This is a genomic window from Pseudoalteromonas sp. 78C3, from assembly GCF_002836695.1.
GTDB lineage: Bacteria > Pseudomonadota > Gammaproteobacteria > Enterobacterales > Alteromonadaceae > Pseudoalteromonas > Pseudoalteromonas arctica.
This window is the reverse complement of the sequence record NZ_PJAV01000176.1, coordinates 1-18,105: the sequence shown is the minus strand read 5'-3', so window position 1 is coordinate 18,105 and position 18,105 is coordinate 1. Positions and strand designations below refer to the sequence as shown.

At 37.5% G+C, this 18,105-nt stretch carries 9 protein-coding genes; 6 read left to right on the top strand and 3 right to left on the bottom strand.

The features are described from left to right. Positions 1-152 precede the first annotated feature (152 nt). Positions 153-1,004, bottom strand: a complete 852-nt coding sequence (locus tag CXF76_RS19820; protein ID WP_007579940.1) for a LysR family transcriptional regulator — start codon at positions 1,002-1,004, stop codon at positions 153-155. 126 nt (positions 1,005-1,130) lie between these two features. On the opposite strand from CXF76_RS19820, the gene CXF76_RS19815 reads away from it, so the two are divergent. The 4 genes from CXF76_RS19815 (at position 1,131) to gcvP (ending at position 6,446) form a co-directional block, all read left to right on the top strand. Next, positions 1,131-1,730, top strand: a complete 600-nt coding sequence (locus CXF76_RS19815; RefSeq protein ID WP_002958026.1) for a hypothetical protein — start codon at positions 1,131-1,133, stop codon at positions 1,728-1,730. A gap of 117 nt (positions 1,731-1,847) precedes the next feature. Beyond that, a complete protein-coding gene (gene gcvT, locus CXF76_RS19810; RefSeq protein WP_007579945.1) occupies positions 1,848-2,930 on the top strand; it encodes a glycine cleavage system aminomethyltransferase GcvT in 1,083 nt (360 codons plus the stop codon). Positions 2,931-3,003: 73 nt separating this feature from the next. Beyond that, entirely contained in the window at positions 3,004-3,393 is a 390-nt protein-coding gene (gene gcvH / locus CXF76_RS19805; RefSeq protein ID WP_024590231.1) for a glycine cleavage system protein GcvH, read from the top strand. Positions 3,394-3,554: 161 nt separating this feature from the next. After that, positions 3,555-6,446, top strand: coding sequence for an aminomethyl-transferring glycine dehydrogenase (gene gcvP / locus CXF76_RS19800; protein WP_101164443.1), 2,892 nt, complete (start codon positions 3,555-3,557; stop codon positions 6,444-6,446). Positions 6,447-6,753: 307 nt separating this feature from the next. Here gcvP and CXF76_RS19795 read toward each other — a convergent pair whose 3' ends face one another. Next, positions 6,754-12,471 carry an ATP-binding protein gene (locus tag CXF76_RS19795; RefSeq protein ID WP_101164442.1) on the bottom strand — a complete coding sequence of 1,906 codons (5,718 nt, stop codon included), beginning with the start codon at positions 12,469-12,471 and terminating at the stop codon, positions 6,754-6,756. Between the two features lie 671 nt (positions 12,472-13,142). Here CXF76_RS19795 and CXF76_RS19790 point away from each other — a divergent pair. Both CXF76_RS19790 and CXF76_RS19785 read left to right on the top strand, forming a co-directional pair. Beyond that, complete coding sequence (locus CXF76_RS19790) at positions 13,143-16,211, top strand: DEAD/DEAH box helicase (protein ID WP_101164441.1); 3,069 nt, start codon at positions 13,143-13,145, stop codon at positions 16,209-16,211. Positions 16,212-16,297: 86 nt separating this feature from the next. After that, positions 16,298-17,740: an HNH endonuclease gene (locus CXF76_RS19785; protein WP_101164440.1), complete on the top strand. Its 1,443-nt coding sequence runs from the start codon at positions 16,298-16,300 to the stop codon at positions 17,738-17,740. A gap of 23 nt (positions 17,741-17,763) precedes the next feature. On the opposite strand, the gene CXF76_RS19780 is transcribed toward CXF76_RS19785, so the two are convergent. Further along, positions 17,764-17,979 carry a DUF3892 domain-containing protein gene (locus CXF76_RS19780; protein WP_101164439.1) on the bottom strand — a complete coding sequence of 72 codons (216 nt, stop codon included), beginning with the start codon at positions 17,977-17,979 and terminating at the stop codon, positions 17,764-17,766. Positions 17,980-18,105: the final 126 nt, after the last annotated feature.

Sequence of the window (18,105 nt, the reverse complement as noted above, 5' to 3'; positions counted from 1 at the left end):
TAATTTGAACACGTTAACGAATACGAATCAATGTTATTAAGTATTTAATTATTCAGTTTAATAGAACTAAAAGCACCTACTTATGCAACTTTTTTAACTAAATTGTTTCTTTTGTATTATCTATAATTAGCTAGCTAGTTATAAAGTTTTGATTAGCTATAACCTAAACGTAGCGCTATAAACTCCGCGAGCTTATCTACTGCATGATCAGATTCACCCGAACTTTTAATTAAACTAATACCAATATTACCAAGAGTGGGTAAATGTTTGGTTTGAACTTGATAGTTAAGCTCACTCGGTACTGTGCTTTTAGCAAGTACGGTAATACCTAAGCCTTCTTTTAATGCAGCAATAAGGCCGGTTAAATCGGCGTTGCTATATACAATTCGGTATTTTATGCCCGCACTTTTTAATGCATCAATTGCACGGCGACGATAAATACACCCCTCTGGTGCGGTAACTAGGGTAACCACGTCGTTTTGCGCAAGTGACAGGTCGCCCACCCACACTAACTCGTCTTGCATAAAAATAGGGAACTTATCAGAGTTGAGTCGCTCATTTAGCGCAAGTACTAAATCGAACTGATCTTGGCGAGAAGCCGAAAGTAAATGTTTACTTAAACGCGACTTAACTTCTAACGACACCTCAGGGTAGAGCGCCACAAAGTCGCCAATAATAGAAGGTAAAATACGCGCAGCAAACTCGCTCGGAATACCCAAGCGCACTTTACCTGCAATGTTTTCTGAAGTGAACTGCTGCAAAATAGCATCGTTGTGTTGCATCATTTGTTTTGCCATAGGCAATAATAGCTCGCCGTACTGGTTTAATACTTGGCGCTGTCCTTGTTTTTTAAATAGTTTATAGCCAAGCACGTCTTCTAAGCGCTTTATTTGCAAACTAACAGCTGGTTGCGACAAGCCAAGTAAATCGCCTGCTTTAGCAAAGCCGCCTATTTCAACTACCATTACAAAAGTACGTAAACCGTCTGTTGATATGTTTTTCATATTTAAAATTACAATTTATATAGCTATATATATAAGTATTATTTATCAATTGATAAAAAATTACAATTTGTTGTTGGTAGGCGTGGGCAATATACTTTTGTAATCGAAAATACACAGGTGTTTGTTATGACTTTTAACCCAATAATGTTTGCCCGCCACAGCAACGCAAGTAGTGCGGTTACTAACGCTTTGCAAACTAACAACAATCACGTTGTAATGGATTTTAGCGGCACCGAAACCAGTGTATTTTTAAGCACTATTTTAGGCCTTGATTTAACTAAGCTTACCGCCAGCGGTTTAGGCTTAAAAGGCACGCTTGATGGCGACTATAATTCTGACTACAGCTTTGCTGTTTATTACTTTAGCGAAACCGCCTTTAGATTTGTATTGCCACACAACGCAAGCCTTCAACTACAAGCGCTTATAAACGAGCAACAGCTACGTTTTGATATTGATTATGTAGTACGCACCGATCTAGCAAGCTTTATTTTAAGTGGCGACAACGCGTTTGATACTCTAGTAAATGCTTTTAAATTAACACCAGGTTTGCGCCTTTCTGACGCGCAACTATGCTACGGTGCGCAAAGTGGTGATGTATTTATTACCGCCATTGATAAAAACGACGAACAACACTTTGTATTAGTCGCTAAACAACAAGAATTACAAAAATGGCAAAGCTACATGCAAGCGCAAGGTTTTGCACTTATGCATAGTGAAGCCGCATAACGAATACAAACAACAGGTGAACATAACAATGTTTACCTGTTTTTAATTGCGATTAAGCAATTAAAGTCTATTTAAGCCACGCCCTAAACAGGGTTAATTTAAACGTGAAGGAATGTTATGACTTCTAAAACTGTACTACATGCTAAGCACCTAGAAGCGGGCGCTAAAATGGTTGATTTTCATGGCTGGGAAATGCCAATCAACTACGGCTCACAAATAGAAGAACACAATAGCGTGCGTACCGACGCAGGTATGTTTGACGTATCACACATGACTATTGTTGATATTAAAGGGCCTCAAGCACAAGCATTTTTACGTAAGCTAGTAGCTAACGACGTTGCAAAATTAACTGTACCAGGTAAAGCGCTTTACACAGGCATGCTTAACGAGCAAGGCGGTGTAATAGACGACTTAATTATTTATTTCTTTAGCGAAACCTTTTACCGCCTAGTTGTTAACTCAGCAACGCGCGAAAAAGACCTAGCGCATTTAGCTAACGTATCGAGCGACTTTGACGTAACTGTTACAGAGCGCCCTGAGTTTGCAATGATTGCAGTACAAGGCCCTAACGCTAAAGCAAAAACAGCCACTCTTTTAAATGCTGAGCAACAAGCAGCTGTTGAAGGCATGAAGCCGTTTTTTGGTGTTCAAGTAGGTGATTTATTTATTGCCACAACGGGTTATACTGGCGAAGACGGTTACGAAATAGTAGTACCGAACGACCAAGCAGCCGATTTATGGCAACAACTGCTAGACGCAGGTGTTAAGCCTGCTGGTTTAGGTGCACGCGACACGCTACGTTTAGAAGCAGGTATGAACCTTTACGGCCTAGATATGGACGAAAGCGTATCACCACTTGCAGCTAACATGGCATGGACCATTGCATGGGAACCAGAAGATCGCGACTTTATTGGCCGTGACGTACTTGTTAAGCAACGCGCAGAAAAAAGCACTGACAAACTAGTTGGCTTAGTGTTTGAAGAAAAAGGCGTTTTGCGAAGCGGTTCTAAAGTAATTGTTGACGGTGGGATAGGTATTATTACTTCTGGTACTTTTTCACCAACACTTGGTTTTAGTGTAGCCCTTGCACGTGTACCACGTTCAACAGGCGATACAGCTCAAGTAGAAATGCGTAAAAAATTAGTAAACGTTAAAGTAGTAAAGCCTAGCTTTGTACGTAACGGTAAATCAATAATTTAAATAATTTGGTTATACCAATCACAATAATTATTGTGATTGGTATCCTCCCAATATAAACCAAAGGACAAATAAAATGAGCAACATTCCTAGCGAGTTAAAATACGCACCTTCACACGAGTGGGTTCGCAGTGAAGGCGACGGTACATTTACTGTTGGTATTTCTGAGCATGCACAAGAACTTCTTGGCGACATGGTATTTGTTGAATTACCAGAAGTTGGCGACGAAGTAGACGCTGGCGAAGACTGTGCAGTAGCAGAGTCGGTTAAAGCAGCATCAGACATTTACGCACCTATCAGTGGCGAAATTGTTGCTATTAACGAAGAACTTGAAGACTCACCTGAAACAGTAAACAACGACGCTTACGGCGACGGTTGGTTATTCCGTATTAAAGCATCTGACGAGTCTGAGCTAGACAACTTATTAGACGCTGAAGGTTACTCGCACACTATCGACGAAGAATAATCATTTTTTGAAGATAACTAAAAGCCCCGTTTAATGTATAAAAATGGGGCTTTTATGATTTTACAGCGCACAACTCCATACTGAGTGAGCTGTTAAATCGTCAAATATTTTAATTAATGCTAGTTACCCATTAGCATTTAGGATCATAGGAATCTGGATTCATGTCAAACGCCAAATCTCTTGAAGAACTAGAGCAAAAGCAAGATTTTATTCGCCGCCATATTGGGCCAAGCCCAGCACAAGTAAGCGATATGCTAAGTGCTTTAGAAGTATCGAGTGTGCAAGAGCTGATCGACCAAACTGTACCGGCTAGCATTCGTCTAGAACAACCGCTAACAGTTGGCGAAAGCCGTACTGAAGTTGAAACACTAAGCTACCTAAAATCAGTAGCCAGCAAAAATAAAGTTTTCAAATCGTACATTGGCCAAGGCTACCACCCAACTAACGTACCGCACGTAATTTTACGTAACGTACTAGAAAATCCAGGTTGGTATACAGCGTACACACCGTATCAGCCAGAGATTGCTCAAGGGCGTTTAGAATCATTATTAAACTTCCAAACTATGACCCTAGATTTAACCGGTCTTGATTTAGCAAGTGCATCACTACTTGACGAATCAACAGCGGCTGCAGAGGCTATGGGCCTTGCAAAACGCGTATCAAAAGCAAAAAAAGCCAATGCCTTTTTTATTGCAGACGACGTACACACACAAACAATCGACGTAGTAACAACGCGTGCCGAGCAGTTTGGTTTTGAAATAATTGTAGGTAAAGCAGAAGATGCCGTTAACCACGACATTTTTGGCGCATTGTTCCAATACCCAACTACATCAGGCGAAGTGGTAGACATAACTGACCTAATTGCTGGCGTACAAAGCAAAAAGGCCATTGCCTGTGTTGCTGCCGACATAATGAGTTTATTACTATTAAAAGCACCGGGTAAACTAGGCGCAGACGTAGTACTTGGTTCGGCTCAACGTTTTGGCGTACCTATGGGTTACGGCGGTCCACACGCTGCATTTTTTGCAACACGTGACGCATACAAGCGTTCATTACCAGGTCGTATTATTGGTGTATCTAAAGACCGTTTAGGCAACGACGCACTACGTATGGCAATGCAAACGCGCGAACAACATATTCGCCGCGACAAAGCCAACTCAAACATTTGTACAGCGCAAGTATTACTTGCCAACATGGCAGCGTTTTACGCGGTGTACCACGGCCCACAAGGCTTAAAAACTATCGCGCAGCGTATACATCGCTTTGCTGATATTTTAGCAAGTGGCCTTAAAGCTAAAGGCATTGCACTTAAGCACAGTACTTGGTTTGATACGCTAACAGTAGTAAGCGACAGCAAAGACGACGTAACAGCACGTGCAATTGCAAAAGGCGTAAACTTTGCAACAAACCACGAAGGCGAGTACTCAATTTCGGTATCAGAAACAACAACACGTGCCGATGTAGCTGAGTTATTCGATGTTATTTTAGGCGAAGGCCATGGCCTAAGTGTTGACGCTATTGCAGCAGACGTTGAAGCAAATGGCAGCGAGTCAATTCCTGCAAGTTTAGTACGTGACGACGAAGTACTAACGCATCCAAACTTTAACAGCTACCACAGCGAAACAGACATGCTTCGCTACATTAAGCGACTAGAAAGCAAAGACTTATCGCTTAATCACTCAATGATCTCGTTAGGCTCATGTACCATGAAACTAAACGCGACCGCAGAGATGATCCCAATTACGTGGCCTGAGTTTGCAAACCTTCACCCATTCTGCCCGCTAGATCAAGCAGAAGGTTACCAAATAATGATTGGCGAGCTACACGACTGGCTAGTAAACATTACCGGTTACGATGCAGTATCACTACAGCCAAACTCTGGTGCACAAGGTGAATACGCAGGCTTAATCGCGATTCGTAAATACCACGAGTCACGCGGCGATGCACACCGTAATGTATGTTTAATCCCAAGCTCTGCGCACGGTACTAACCCTGCATCAGCGCAAATGGCGAGCATGAAAATTGTAGTAGTTAACTGCGACAAAAACGGTAACGTAGACATGGTTGACCTTAAAGCGAAAGCTGAGGAAGTGTCTGAAAACTTATCGTGTATTATGATTACATATCCGTCTACGCACGGCGTATACGAAGAAACAATTCGCGAAATTTGTGACATTATTCATGAGCACGGCGGCCAAGTTTACATGGACGGCGCAAACATGAACGCGCAAGTTGGCGTAACAAGCCCAGGCTTTATTGGCTCAGACGTATCGCACTTAAACTTACATAAAACATTTTGTATTCCACACGGTGGCGGTGGTCCAGGTGTTGGTCCAATTGGTGTTAAGTCACACCTTGCGCCGTTTATGCCAAACCACAGCGTAATTAACGTACCAGGTACTAACATCGGTAACGGTGCGGTATCGGCAGCGCCTTACGGCTCAGCCGCTATTTTACCTATTTCATGGGCTTACATCACCATGATGGGCAGCGAGGGCTTAAAACAAGCCACTGAAATGGCAATTGTTAATGCTAACTACTTAACGCATGAGCTAAGCAAGCACTTCCCAATTTTATACCGTGGTCGTAACAACCGTGTTGCTCACGAATGTATTGTTGACTTACGCCCGCTTAAAGAGCTATCAGGCATTACTGAAATGGACGTAGCTAAGCGCTTGCAAGACTACGGCTTCCATTCACCAACTATGTCGTTCCCAGTAGCTGGCACATTAATGATTGAGCCAACTGAGTCTGAATCAAAAGGTGAGATTGACCGCTTTATCGAAGCAATGGTGTCAATTAAAGGCGAAATTGAAAAAGTAATCTCTGGCGAATGGTCAATCGAAAACAACCCGCTAGTGTTTGCACCGCATACACAAGGCGACGTATTAGGTAACGAATGGGACCGCGCATACGACCGTTTTTACGCTGCATTCCCAGTGCCTGCAGTGGCTAAAAACAAGTTCTGGCCAACCGTTACACGTATTGATGACGTATACGGCGACCGTAACTTAGTATGTTCATGCCCAGCGGTTGAGACTTATCGCGACTAAGAGCACAGATGATCAAAGTTACTATAGTTTGGGAATGAAGTTATAGATTGGGAATTTCATTATAGATTGGGAATCCAATCGCTATTCCCAAACTATAATTATTGAAAAAGGTGAGCCCTAGTGGCTCACCTTTTTTGTATAAAAACTTAGTTGGCGATCAACAATTAAGTTTGTGAACGCTACAATTAAAATTGTGAACACATAAATAAGAAAAAAGCGAACCAGAAATTGGAATTTACAACTATTTTGGGGCACTTCAAATGGTTCGCTCTTTTATTTAGAAATGCCATCTCGAATGATATTTCGATTATATTTTTAACATTTCATAAATACTGCTTATTTTCGCATTACTACTATAGTTCCTACTTTTATCAATTATTGTAAATTTACCTACTAAATATAAATCGTCATTGCTTCCTGATTTTAAAACATCAGTTACTTTTTCTGACGCTAATAATGCAGTGCCCAAACAAGAACCTAGTTCAGGTTTATAAGCTGGATACCATTCATGTAGCCAGTATATAAATGAAGAATTACAAACATCACCTTCTAAATAATTAATACTACTTTCCTTGTACTCCATAGCAGGGTAGCCTGCGCCAATTAAGAAACTAGGATTAAACACCCCTCTTAAAAAGTAATCTATTTCCCAGCGGTTTAATCCTTCCGGAAATAGTTGCTCTGCTAAATAATTACATTCAATTTCAGAGTCAATGTCTATTGTTTTTCCTTCAATAATTTCTTGAGCGGTTAAAGTAATATTATTAGGTATTTCAACACAGAGAACCTCTAAATCAATAGATACGTTTAAATAATCTCTACTAACTGGGGCACTTACTTGTAATATTATTTTTGAACTATGACTTAGCTCCTTGAGTATTTTTCTTAAATCATCTTGTGTTGGTAATCCTGAACTTCTGTTAAGTTCCTCTAGCTTTGGCCAACCTTCAGGTGGGAGGGAATGAAGCAATTTTGAGTACTCCTTACCCAATGGTATAACTTCGAGATTAAAGCGCTCAATGTATTTCTGGAAATAAGGAAAATTAACTTTAGCAAATAGTAAAGTTCTAACATATGCAGAAAGTACTACAGACTCAGTTTGTGATGAAAAGCTACCTAGTATAGGTTCGGCATTAGAAAATTGATCTCCACAGTAATTGTGAGCTTTAAAAAGTGGGACTGCACACCTTTTTGATATGGTTTCCCACTCATGAGAGATATGCTTTGTGAATGGGTATCCTGTGGCTTCCTCTAATCGTTCCATATTGTTATAAAACATAGGTGAAGAACTATACTTGGCCTTTATAAATTTTTCTGGGATTTTATAATTATCTATATTTTCTATAGTTTCGTAATAACTACTGGATAAACGACTAGTTCTACCTGTTAATTTCTGGAGAATATAGTTAGAAGTTAATGAGGGGTGATTTATATTCCTTTGTAAGTCAGCAAATTTGAATATTTCAGTATCAACCAATAGCAAAATAGATAAAAAATCTGAAATTTCAGTTTCAAAAGGTAGCTCACTCAAATATTTTAAATATAGTTTTTTATAGTGTTCGGCATTTTTAAATGTAAGAGTATTGGCTATTTCTTTAGCAGTCTTCAATCTCATAACCCTATCAGGAAGGAAGAAATTTTGAAGCAATAAATTATATGCTATAGCATCGAACTTAACAGGCTCTTCTGTCCAATAACAAGGTTCAAGCGCAAGGTGAATTGTTTCTTGCTCTATACTGGAGACCATGACTTCAGTAACTTCAACAGCTTTATCATATTCTCCGGCTGCAATTAGGTATTGAACTAAGCGTTCTGTCGGTACAACAACCGATTCATTACCGCGGATTTTTAAGTTTTCACCTTGAAGTGAGTCTTTTAGTAGATCTGACCATCTATTGGAATATATTTTTGCAAACTTATTAATCATTAATTCAACTCTGCTACCTCCCATATAGCGAACCCAGCAATTATTTATCTGCAAGCACCTTACAGCCCACTTGTACGATTTAGACTTTCCTTGCAATTTTTTACTTAAATCGAAAATCAATTCAAGTCCTTTATCTAAACTGTAAGGTAATTTGCTATTACTCGTAATGATGTCATCAAAGTTATGTATTACTTCAAGACCTTTACCTTGCTGAACCCAACATTTAACCCACATTTGATAACAATGGAAATGATCTTTATATGATAATTTATCAACAGCTTTAGCAAATGATACTAGTTTTTCTGGAGGGTAAGTATCAGGAAATACTAATAAGTTTTTATCTTTATCTGTATCACTATATTTAGTTTCTCTAGAGGAAGGATGTTTCCTCCCTAGAAAATTCATTTGTTCATTTAGTACTTCTCTTACACTACTAATAACTGTAGCCCTCCCTTCTAAAGCATTAATACTATCAACTTTTGATGTACACCTTATTAAGGAAAAATCAATTTCATCCTTAAAATCAGTAACATTAAAATAAGCTGGCATAATATCATCTAGCACAAACCAGTTTTGTTCTGAAAGATGATATGAAAATTCATCAACAAGTCTTTTAGGATAATGTTGAGATATTAAATTAATCCTCCAAGAGGGGATATGCTGTATTTCACGCTCAGTAAATTCAAATATCTCATTAGTAAATGGAGTCAATCGTTCAAGCCAACCTTTAATATCTCCAATACCACTTTCCCCGCACGTTTCGATGGCATCGTACAACTCACTTAAAGTTGTATCTTTACGATGCCCATAACCGAGGGTATGTTGTGCTGTTTGATTAACAAGTTCCATTACTTGATCTTTAAGGTCAAATTCCAAAGCTATCGCAGCTTCTTCTATAGCATCTCTGCATAGTTCAGCAGTATTATCTTTCCTATTTGCTAAATGAGAAATAGCTTCATTAAAATGATTTTTAGAAAACTCCCTAATTACTCCTACATCAATTAACTTAGCTGATTTCTTTAAAAATAAATGGCCGTTCCACCAACTGCATTTTTTTACTTCTAAAAATATATTTTCATTAAATGGGCACACTAAATCAATATTCTTTAGCAATAAGTAAAGATCTGTTGATATCAATGGTAACGACCTGATAATTGAACCTGTTACATCGAAAAATTTGTATTCTTCGAGTTTAGGTAAAGTAGTTTCAAGTAAATGATAAATGGAAAGTGGTGAAGATTTTTTCTTTCTATTAATACTATTACCTAAACTTATCGCCATATATTTAAATGCTAGTAAAGCTTGCTGAAAGTGTTGCTCCTTATCAGAAATTTCAATTGATAACGGCAGTACTACTTCAGATGGTTCAACCAAGTAATTTAGCAAGTTCTTAAAAAAGAAATCATGTAAATAATATTCTGAAATACTTTCTAATGTAATTGGTTCAATATCTTCTTTAGATACTTTAGTTTTGTCTATTAATTGGTGATTAAGGTAGTAATACAATCGCCCAAGAGTGAATGCCCTTGTCATCTTAGACATGGGGTGATGCTCATCTAATTCTATTTCTTCAGTGCTTGAGGCGCGTACAAGGGCGTCGGTAACAATTTTTATACAGGATTCAGGGATTGCTTCTTTTGATAGTTCAAATAAACAATAACCTTTTCCTTTAGAGATTAAACTGTCTACCATATATCGAAATGGTGCTTCAATTGGTTTTATCCTTTTAATAAACCCTGTTATTCGGAGCATATTAGGTTCAATAACGCTAATAAGAATATCAATAACGGCATTTACTAATTCATGAAACTTATTTCCATATCGACTGCCTTTTATTCCGCTATAGAACATTAGCCTTCTAATTAGCTCATTAATGGCTTCCTCAACAATTAAATCATCACTGTTTTGCAATGAAGACGTAACAACGACAATTTCTTTAGGGTCTTTTAGTTGTCGTAAGTGATCAGCACGCCATAGCAATGCATAACTATCAGGGGTATATTCGAAAATACAATTCAAAAATGTGGAGTAATTTTCATATAATTGAAACTCAACCCCATTTAAAAGTCGTATTTTTATTAATCTAAGGTCAACTAACTTTGCAAATAAATCATTTTCCAGTGCCACCTTTTCGGCATAATCCAAAATATGCTCAATGTGCTCACTTAAATAACCTTTACTAAATGACTCTTTTAGCCAAGCTCTAGATATACCTGACATTAGATTAGAGAAGTCGCCTAGCTTAGCTTCGATTATCCATAACCACCCCCATACCCAATATTCAGGGGCCTCTTTACTTAACCAGCTTTTAACCCTTGGCAACAATCTATTTGAAGCTTCTTGGTACTCACTTCTATTCCTTAGAAATACATTGATACTGCTATGAAATGAGTAAATACCGCTTCTTTTACTATCTAAAAGATGTTCAATGCTTTCATAAGCAGTTAAAAAGTCACTACTATTATTGAAACAGGTACCAAGACTATGCGAATTAGGCCAAGGAAAATCAACACAACTCAAAAGGTATAGTACTTCTTTAGCTGTAGGAGATAGTTGCACCCATAAATTTTTATAATATTGATGAATGTTTCCGTCTGGGCATCTAGGTAATTGCTCTATCGTATGTTCAGTAATTACTTGACCAGAGCGAATCAAATTCTTCATTGAATAAAGCATATGAAGAGGATAGCCATCACTCACGTTTTTTAGTGCCTGTGTGATTTCAGCTAAAGCAGTTTCGTTTTGAGATTTATTATAATTAGGTAAAGTTACTTGTCCTGAGTCCCGCTGTTCAACAAGCCAAGAATTAATAGCCATTAAACCCATTGGTGGCAATGAATGCCAATTAGAGTCTCTATCAATAAGTGTTGAAATTTTGATGGGAAGTTGAGACTCATTAATTGGCTGAGTACCTAAAATTAAACACGCATTTTCAGGCATAGGTAAAAGTTTATTTACTAGATGATTTAATTGAGAAATATCACTCCTTTCTCTCCATACATGATCTAATCCATCTAAAATGATGATTAATGGTTTACCAGTCGTTTTTGCTTGTTGGCTTGCTAATTTTATATAGGAGCCTAACTCTTCTGGCTTATCTCCAATATTAGGAAAGAAGGTATCTAGTTGTGATATAAGTGAATTTGCAGCAACAGGGAATGAAATTCTATCAATCGTATCTTGGCTAGATAACGAATAATGGTGCCGTATCGTCGGAAATTTTTGTTTCAGCAAATGATCGTTTAAGAATGATAAATAAGTGCTTTTTCCCATTCCTGGGGCACCTGATATAACAAAATTTTCAATGTTAGATATTTTGGTAACTATTTTATTATGAAACTGCTCTGATGGTGGAATATATCCTTTAGGGACCTCAAAGTATTGAGAGATAGATCTAGAAGATTTTACATCTAACATTTCTCGGACATTATCTATATAGATATTTCCTCTCTCATTTGGCTGGTTCTTCCTTGTAGCCCAATGCTTAACTGACTTTTGAAATCTATACCAACCCTCGTCATTAGTGTGGTCAGGAACAACACTATCATGCAGTTTGTTTTCTAACCTATCAATACAAGGCAGACTGTGGTGAAACTCAAAGTGCTCGAGGAATCGCAATGTAACTTGTCGAGCACCTAACTGCTCATCTATAAGTATAAGAATTTCTTCTGGAACTAGGTTTTTATTCAACAAATAACCATTTAAATATGACTTGAAACTTTCGTCTGGTATTCTATTTGTTTTTAGTGCCGCTAATGATAAATCATTCTGTTTTATATGAGACTCAACGTCTTTTGACCATTTTTGTATTAAAGATGTTCCATTCTTTTTTTTACCTAATAACCAATCAAAGTCTAAGCTCAAATCTTCTCTTGAGGCGTCGATAGTAAACTTTACTTGAAGCAATTCGTATTTATTGTCGGTAGTTAGAGCAACTACATCGTCTAAACTATAAAATTCTGGACTGTCACTTTCTACTCTCACCCATTGGTAAAAGTCTGGGTTGTGGAACCAATCAATTAGAATCTCTAAACAGACTAAATCTTGATAGTTATAACCTAAACGCGTTAGTTGAGTATGTTTGATGTCATGAGCCATATAGTACGTTCCTTGCTCTAATTATGTTTAGCGACTAATGTTGCTTTTTGAATCCTTGGGCTTCCTAGCTTTATTAGACAGTTTCTAACAAACTAGGAAAGTCCACTTTAACCTTCAGAGTAGGTAAGAAAAGGTTTAGAGTTGAATATTTGTCCTAATGCTATATTCTTTTAATAGACATAATAATAGTATTATATTTGGATGATTCATATAGATGGAACTAGAAAAGGAGATCCCTTCCCCAAAAAGCGCCAATGTTCTTTTGTCAACAGTATCAGCTTTAGCTAGCGAAGTTATATCGCCATTAAAGCGTTTACAACAAATAAGCACAGACAATTGTGAAGTCCAAACTATAAGGTATCTATTCGGCTATTAAATAGTAAAAATAATAAATTTTTGAAACAAAGAGCCAGATGAAGATTTGAAACCAAAAATGACTTACTACCATTTTTCTAAAAACTTGGAAATTGGTCGGTATGGATTTTTTCCTCTGTCTAAACACTGACATTTGTACTTTCAATTTTTATTCATCACAGAGTATTTCACTTAGTGAAGGTAAATATTCTTAATCATTATGGATGTTGTGAGAGCAGAGCTTGATTAATCAGGACAGGTGTCACTGCTAAGATTTTAAATAATTGGAATATAAAAACAATAACAAGGGTGTTTAAATGAATGTTAGTGGTTTCACTGTTAATCAAGATTTGTGGCAAAGTCTTAGACACTGCCAGAAAGAAAGTATTCAAACGGCGCTTAGTTACATAAAAAAGCCGGTAAATGAAAATGCGAACTCTTGTCTGATTAGTTTGCCAACAGGTGCGGGTAAGTCCGGTGTAATAAGTATTGTATCTCACAAAGCAACCCAAAAACGGGTGTTGGTTTTATGTCACCGACGTGCCGTTTGCGACCAACTCTTTAAAGAAATAGATGGCAAGTTCTTTAGTGACCGCGTTGAAGGCGAGGTAATAAAACGTAAGACTGTTTACAGCGATGTGAACGATACATCTAAAAATGGTGTTTACGTTTCTACATTCCAAAAATTGCAAACCTTTGATAGCAATCAACTTGAGCGATTAAAGCAAGATATTGACCTTATTATTATTGATGAAGGGCACGCTGAACCCTCTCCAGTATGGAGTACATTGGTGCGTGGTATTGACGCTCATAAAGTTGTTATTACAGCTACTCCGTACAGGAATGACTTGTATCAATTCGATGTTACCGAAGACGCTAGTTATATTTATACCTTTAAAAGAGCGCTTGCAGACGGTGTTTTGAAAGAGCCAACTTTTGAACAAATCTTTTTAGCTGAATTAAGCGGTAAAATCACACAGTTCTTAGAGGCTAATGAGGGCACAAAGTGCATTATCAAGTGTGAAAAGTTTGAAGATATTAATCGCTTTTACGATTTGTTAAACGATGACTTTTCGGTGTTAGCTATACACGAGCAATTTTCTAAAGATGAACGAGATAATGTAAAAGTTTCCGTGCCAGCGAACCTTAAAGGTTCTGATTACCAAGTCATTATTCACCAGAGAAAACTGGATGAAGGGGTCGATATTCCGGAAGCGAAGTTATTGGTTTTGGCCTATGCAGTTAATAGTGGTCGGGAACTAGTTCAAACAATCGGAAGAGTAGTTCGCTTATATAGTGATATTGAACCTAAAATTTTGGAAATTGAAAGCGATGCAAATAGCCAAATGTGGCAAAACTACAGAAAATTTGATCGTTCACTAGATAGTGCTGATTCAGTTAAAAAATTCATAGCATCACTAGACAGTAATAAGTTGATTGAGCGTTACCTAGAAGCGTTCCCTGATGTGAGTTATTACGGAAACCGTTTTGTAAGTAAGTTTGACCTCAATACCTTCGAGCCGGAAAGTTCTCTTAATATTCCAACAGCATCAATTTGTTTTTTGAATCAGTCGCAGGGATTCAGCGTTCAGCTTTTATCTGATCATCTATATTGGCGATGTAATAACGATGGTGAACTCGCGAGAATATTTGCTACAGAAACTGGTATTCATGGTGTTATATCAATCGCATTCAATAAGTCTCGCTTTTTAACAGACCATTTTTTCTTTGAGCCTTCACTTGAAATAACATTGTATAAACAGCTCTCGAACAACGTTGTTGCAATTTATGATAGCCGAGGTCGCAGATTTAATGGTGAGAAAGATTTAAAACTCGGCTCTGCGGTATCTCTAGATAAACTGCTTAAGGTAATGTCATTAGGTGAATCAGCCTCAACGAAAGAAGCGAGTAGTAAATCGATTAGCTCTGCTAGAAAACGTCCTGAAAGCATCGCGGTAAAAGGACGAAACTTAGAGCAAATGGCTGACATGCAAGCTAATGCTTCATATCGGTTAGCCACAATGCGTTGTGATACCTATGACCAATTCAATAAAAAGAAAGGTAGCTATTATGTAGGCGCAGATTCTGGGAGAATCTCAGATCAAAAAGAGTCATCGTTTACTTTGGGTGATCTTAATGATTGGCTTACAGATATTGATAGCGTCATATCTGCAAATATTAATATAAAGAATGCCTTAATACATTCATATGCAAAGCCAATATCTGTTGATGAAAACTTTGAAGCTCACAGCTTGATTTTTGATTTAACAGAGTATGAGTCTCCGATTAGTATTTTTATAGCTGAGGAACAATATACACTCGATAATTCGTTTTTGTATTTAATTTATGATAACGGTGCTTTACTTGTTGATGGTGTTGAGGAAAGTAAAATCTTAGTCAACTTTAATAAAGAAGAACCTTATCTAGAAATTACACCAGAAGTGGAAATACTATATTCACTTGAAGGTGGGGAACAACAAGACATAACTGACTTTCTCAACGAGCACTTACATAAAGCTCTTTTGGCTAACGGGATAAGCTTTTCAAACGGTAAGTTCTATCAATTAACACTTCCTCTGGCTGATAGTTTCGTACTAGGTGCTTCAAATCTTGCCAATGTTGTTATTGGGCTTAAACCACTTATTGGTGAAGATTTAGATGAGAAGGGATGGCAAAAAGAAAGAAAGGATAAAAAGGGTTTTCATCAAATAGTGGATGATGGCTTTAGTCCGCATTCTGTTTTTTATTTAGTGGATCAATTAAAAGCTAACGGGTTAGATAACCCAACTAAAAACGAATTAGGTCCATTTTCTCCTTATATACCCGAAGCTGATTTGTTAATTAACACGGATATGGGAACTGAGCCTGCTGACTTCATAGTTTCGTCAAAAAATAAATTGGCTTTTGTTCACGTTAAATGTGGCAAAGCTACAAAAAAGCCAAAATCGTCGGCTGGTGCACTAGCAGAAGTTGGCTCCCAAGCCATAAAAAACATTGACATGCTTATTAGTGGAGATATTGAACTGAAGCCTTTTAATTGGAATAGGCTTCATACAGCTTGGCCAGCTTCTGAAGCCGCACAAAATATTGTTGAAAGAATTAGAGTTTTTCAAGGTGAAGAGTTTAGTGCTCAAAATGAGCAGGAAAGGTTAGAAAAATTAAATGAGTTATGGGGCACAGTTGCTGCAAGAAGACGCTCAACAGCAGTAAAAAAAGAAATTTGGATTGTTGTTGCTAATGGTTTTTCTGCCAAACATTTTGAGCGGCAATTAAAGTTAGGTTCAGAGGCAAATGGCGAAACCTTACAAGCTTTTCAATTATTAAATAGCTGGTTAGCAACAGCTCATGATAATGATGTTGAGTTGAAGGTTTTTGTTTCACCATAGTGGTAAATGTGATCTAAGGAATAAGCTTTTGATCATGCTAAATTTTAATTAAAATAGAATTGTTTAGACTAAATTGAAGGTAAATTATGGATGATTATTCTTTAAAGGTTAAGCAAGGAATTTTAACGCTCTATTCAAAAGGAAATAGGGTGGAGGACGCTTTTCAGCTTTTTTCAAAACACCGGATGAAGTTAAGTAAAGCTGAGAAAGAAGTGTTTCGAGAGAAGTATGTAAATAAATCAAGCAAAGAAAATTTAAGTAACTTCATAAGCTCATTAAATTTTTATGACGCGAAAAGCAACTATGAAATAAGTAAGAAAAAAAGTAAGAGAAAGTTAGCTTGCAGAAAGCTTGAAAAGAAAATCTACGGCCCTAAGTTTAATGTTGAGCGGTATCTACTAGCTAAGGAGAGCTCTGATTCATATCTGAGTAGTTCATTCGAAATAGACACTGATGCTTCGCTCATAACGTCCCAAACATATTCTTATGAGGTAAACGAGCTTCAGCAAAAAGAGCCTGACTTAAATAGCCAAAGTGATGAGTTACCACTTCATCTATATGTTTATGATCCAGAAGATGTAAATGAACTTAGTCTTGATGAAATCTCAGAGGTTTGGCTGCATAGGTATGAGTTATGTGGAACAAAGGAAGCTGCGGCAGAGGTGCTTGCTCTTAAGGATGTAAATGATGGAAATGTTGATAGCTATCAAGGCTGGGAAAGTTATTTAAATCATGACTATATTACTGAATTTGAAAATAAAGTAAAAAGTGAAGCTGTCTTTCAGTATGACAACTATGCAAGTCAAAAACCGATTAAAGTTGATAATCCATTTGATAGAAAAAAATATAGCCGCTTGCAACTTGTTAAGCTGCCTTTAAAGCAAATTATAAAGTTATGGGAAGAACGAGATTATTCTTTTAATTCAGTTGCTGCCGCATGTGAAGCGTTAGCTATTATTCGATATATGAATAAAATTGATAGCCAAAAGAAGCACTGGAAAGCCTTTCTTGAACACCCACAAATTTTAGACTTAGAGTACGATTACGACGAGGTGGGAGATGAATTTGAAGAGAAAGATAGAGTTGCCAAGCCGATTCAGAAAGAGCAGTTGGATTTAGAAGCCTTATCTGAGGATAACAGGAGTAGAGTTACTAGAAGTCAGGTTACTAGGGTTGGTCAGCAGGGATTTCGGGCGCTTATTCTGGATAATTTCTATATAAAATGTGCTATATCTGGCAGTGAAGAGCAAGCCTTGCTTGAGGCTGCACACATTATGCCTTACAAAGGGGCGCAATCTAACGTGTTACAGAATGGCTTATGTCTCAGAGTTGATCTCCATCGGTTATTTGATAGGTTTTTAATATCAATTGAGCCGCAAACTTTAAGTATAGTCGTTTCAGATAAAATTAAAGATACTTACTACAAAAGTTTTGCAGGAATAAAATTGGGGACTAGTAAAATCGGTGTTTCAAAATCATTATTAAAGAAGCACTTTTATCAATTTATGACGCATAATAAAAATAGCTGAATCCCTTTTCAGCTACAACTTTCTTAATCATTAATATTATCGGGCTTATCATGATTAGGGTTATTTCGCGCATACTCGACGCCGTCACGTTTATAAACGTGGGTGTCGGGATGTTGACCTTGCTTTACTTCTTTTACGAGCTTGGCTCGTGAAACGTCGCCACGGCCGGTAACTGTGTAGCTTTTATTGCCACCATTTTTACCGCCGCCATTTCCATTAATACTACTGCCTTTCGCCATAATTAAATCCTCAAATATTGAATAAAAAGTCGTAACGAACACAAGAATAAAGTTGCAACCCTCTATCTCACCTCCGGTATCCGCCATACTTTATATGTCGGTGAGTAGTATGTTTTTCAATCAAAT

Bases quoted from the DNA above. Each gene is read 5' to 3' on its own strand.
- CXF76_RS19785 (WP_101164440.1), top strand. From the start codon at position 16,298: ATGGATGATTATTCTTTAAAGGTTAAGCAAGGAATTTTAACGCTCTAT.
- CXF76_RS19795 (WP_101164442.1), bottom strand. From the start codon at position 12,471: ATGGCTCATGACATCAAACATACTCAACTAACGCGTTTAGGTTATAAC.
- CXF76_RS19820 (WP_007579940.1), bottom strand. From the start codon at position 1,004: ATGAAAAACATATCAACAGACGGTTTACGTACTTTTGTAATGGTAGTT.
- gcvH (WP_024590231.1), top strand. From the start codon at position 3,004: ATGAGCAACATTCCTAGCGAGTTAAAATACGCACCTTCACACGAGTGG.
- gcvT (WP_007579945.1), top strand. From the start codon at position 1,848: ATGACTTCTAAAACTGTACTACATGCTAAGCACCTAGAAGCGGGCGCT.
- CXF76_RS19780 (WP_101164439.1), bottom strand. From the start codon at position 17,979: ATGGCGAAAGGCAGTAGTATTAATGGAAATGGCGGCGGTAAAAATGGT.
- CXF76_RS19815 (WP_002958026.1), top strand. From the start codon at position 1,131: ATGACTTTTAACCCAATAATGTTTGCCCGCCACAGCAACGCAAGTAGT.
- CXF76_RS19790 (WP_101164441.1), top strand. From the start codon at position 13,143: ATGAATGTTAGTGGTTTCACTGTTAATCAAGATTTGTGGCAAAGTCTT.
- gcvP (WP_101164443.1), top strand. From the start codon at position 3,555: ATGTCAAACGCCAAATCTCTTGAAGAACTAGAGCAAAAGCAAGATTTT.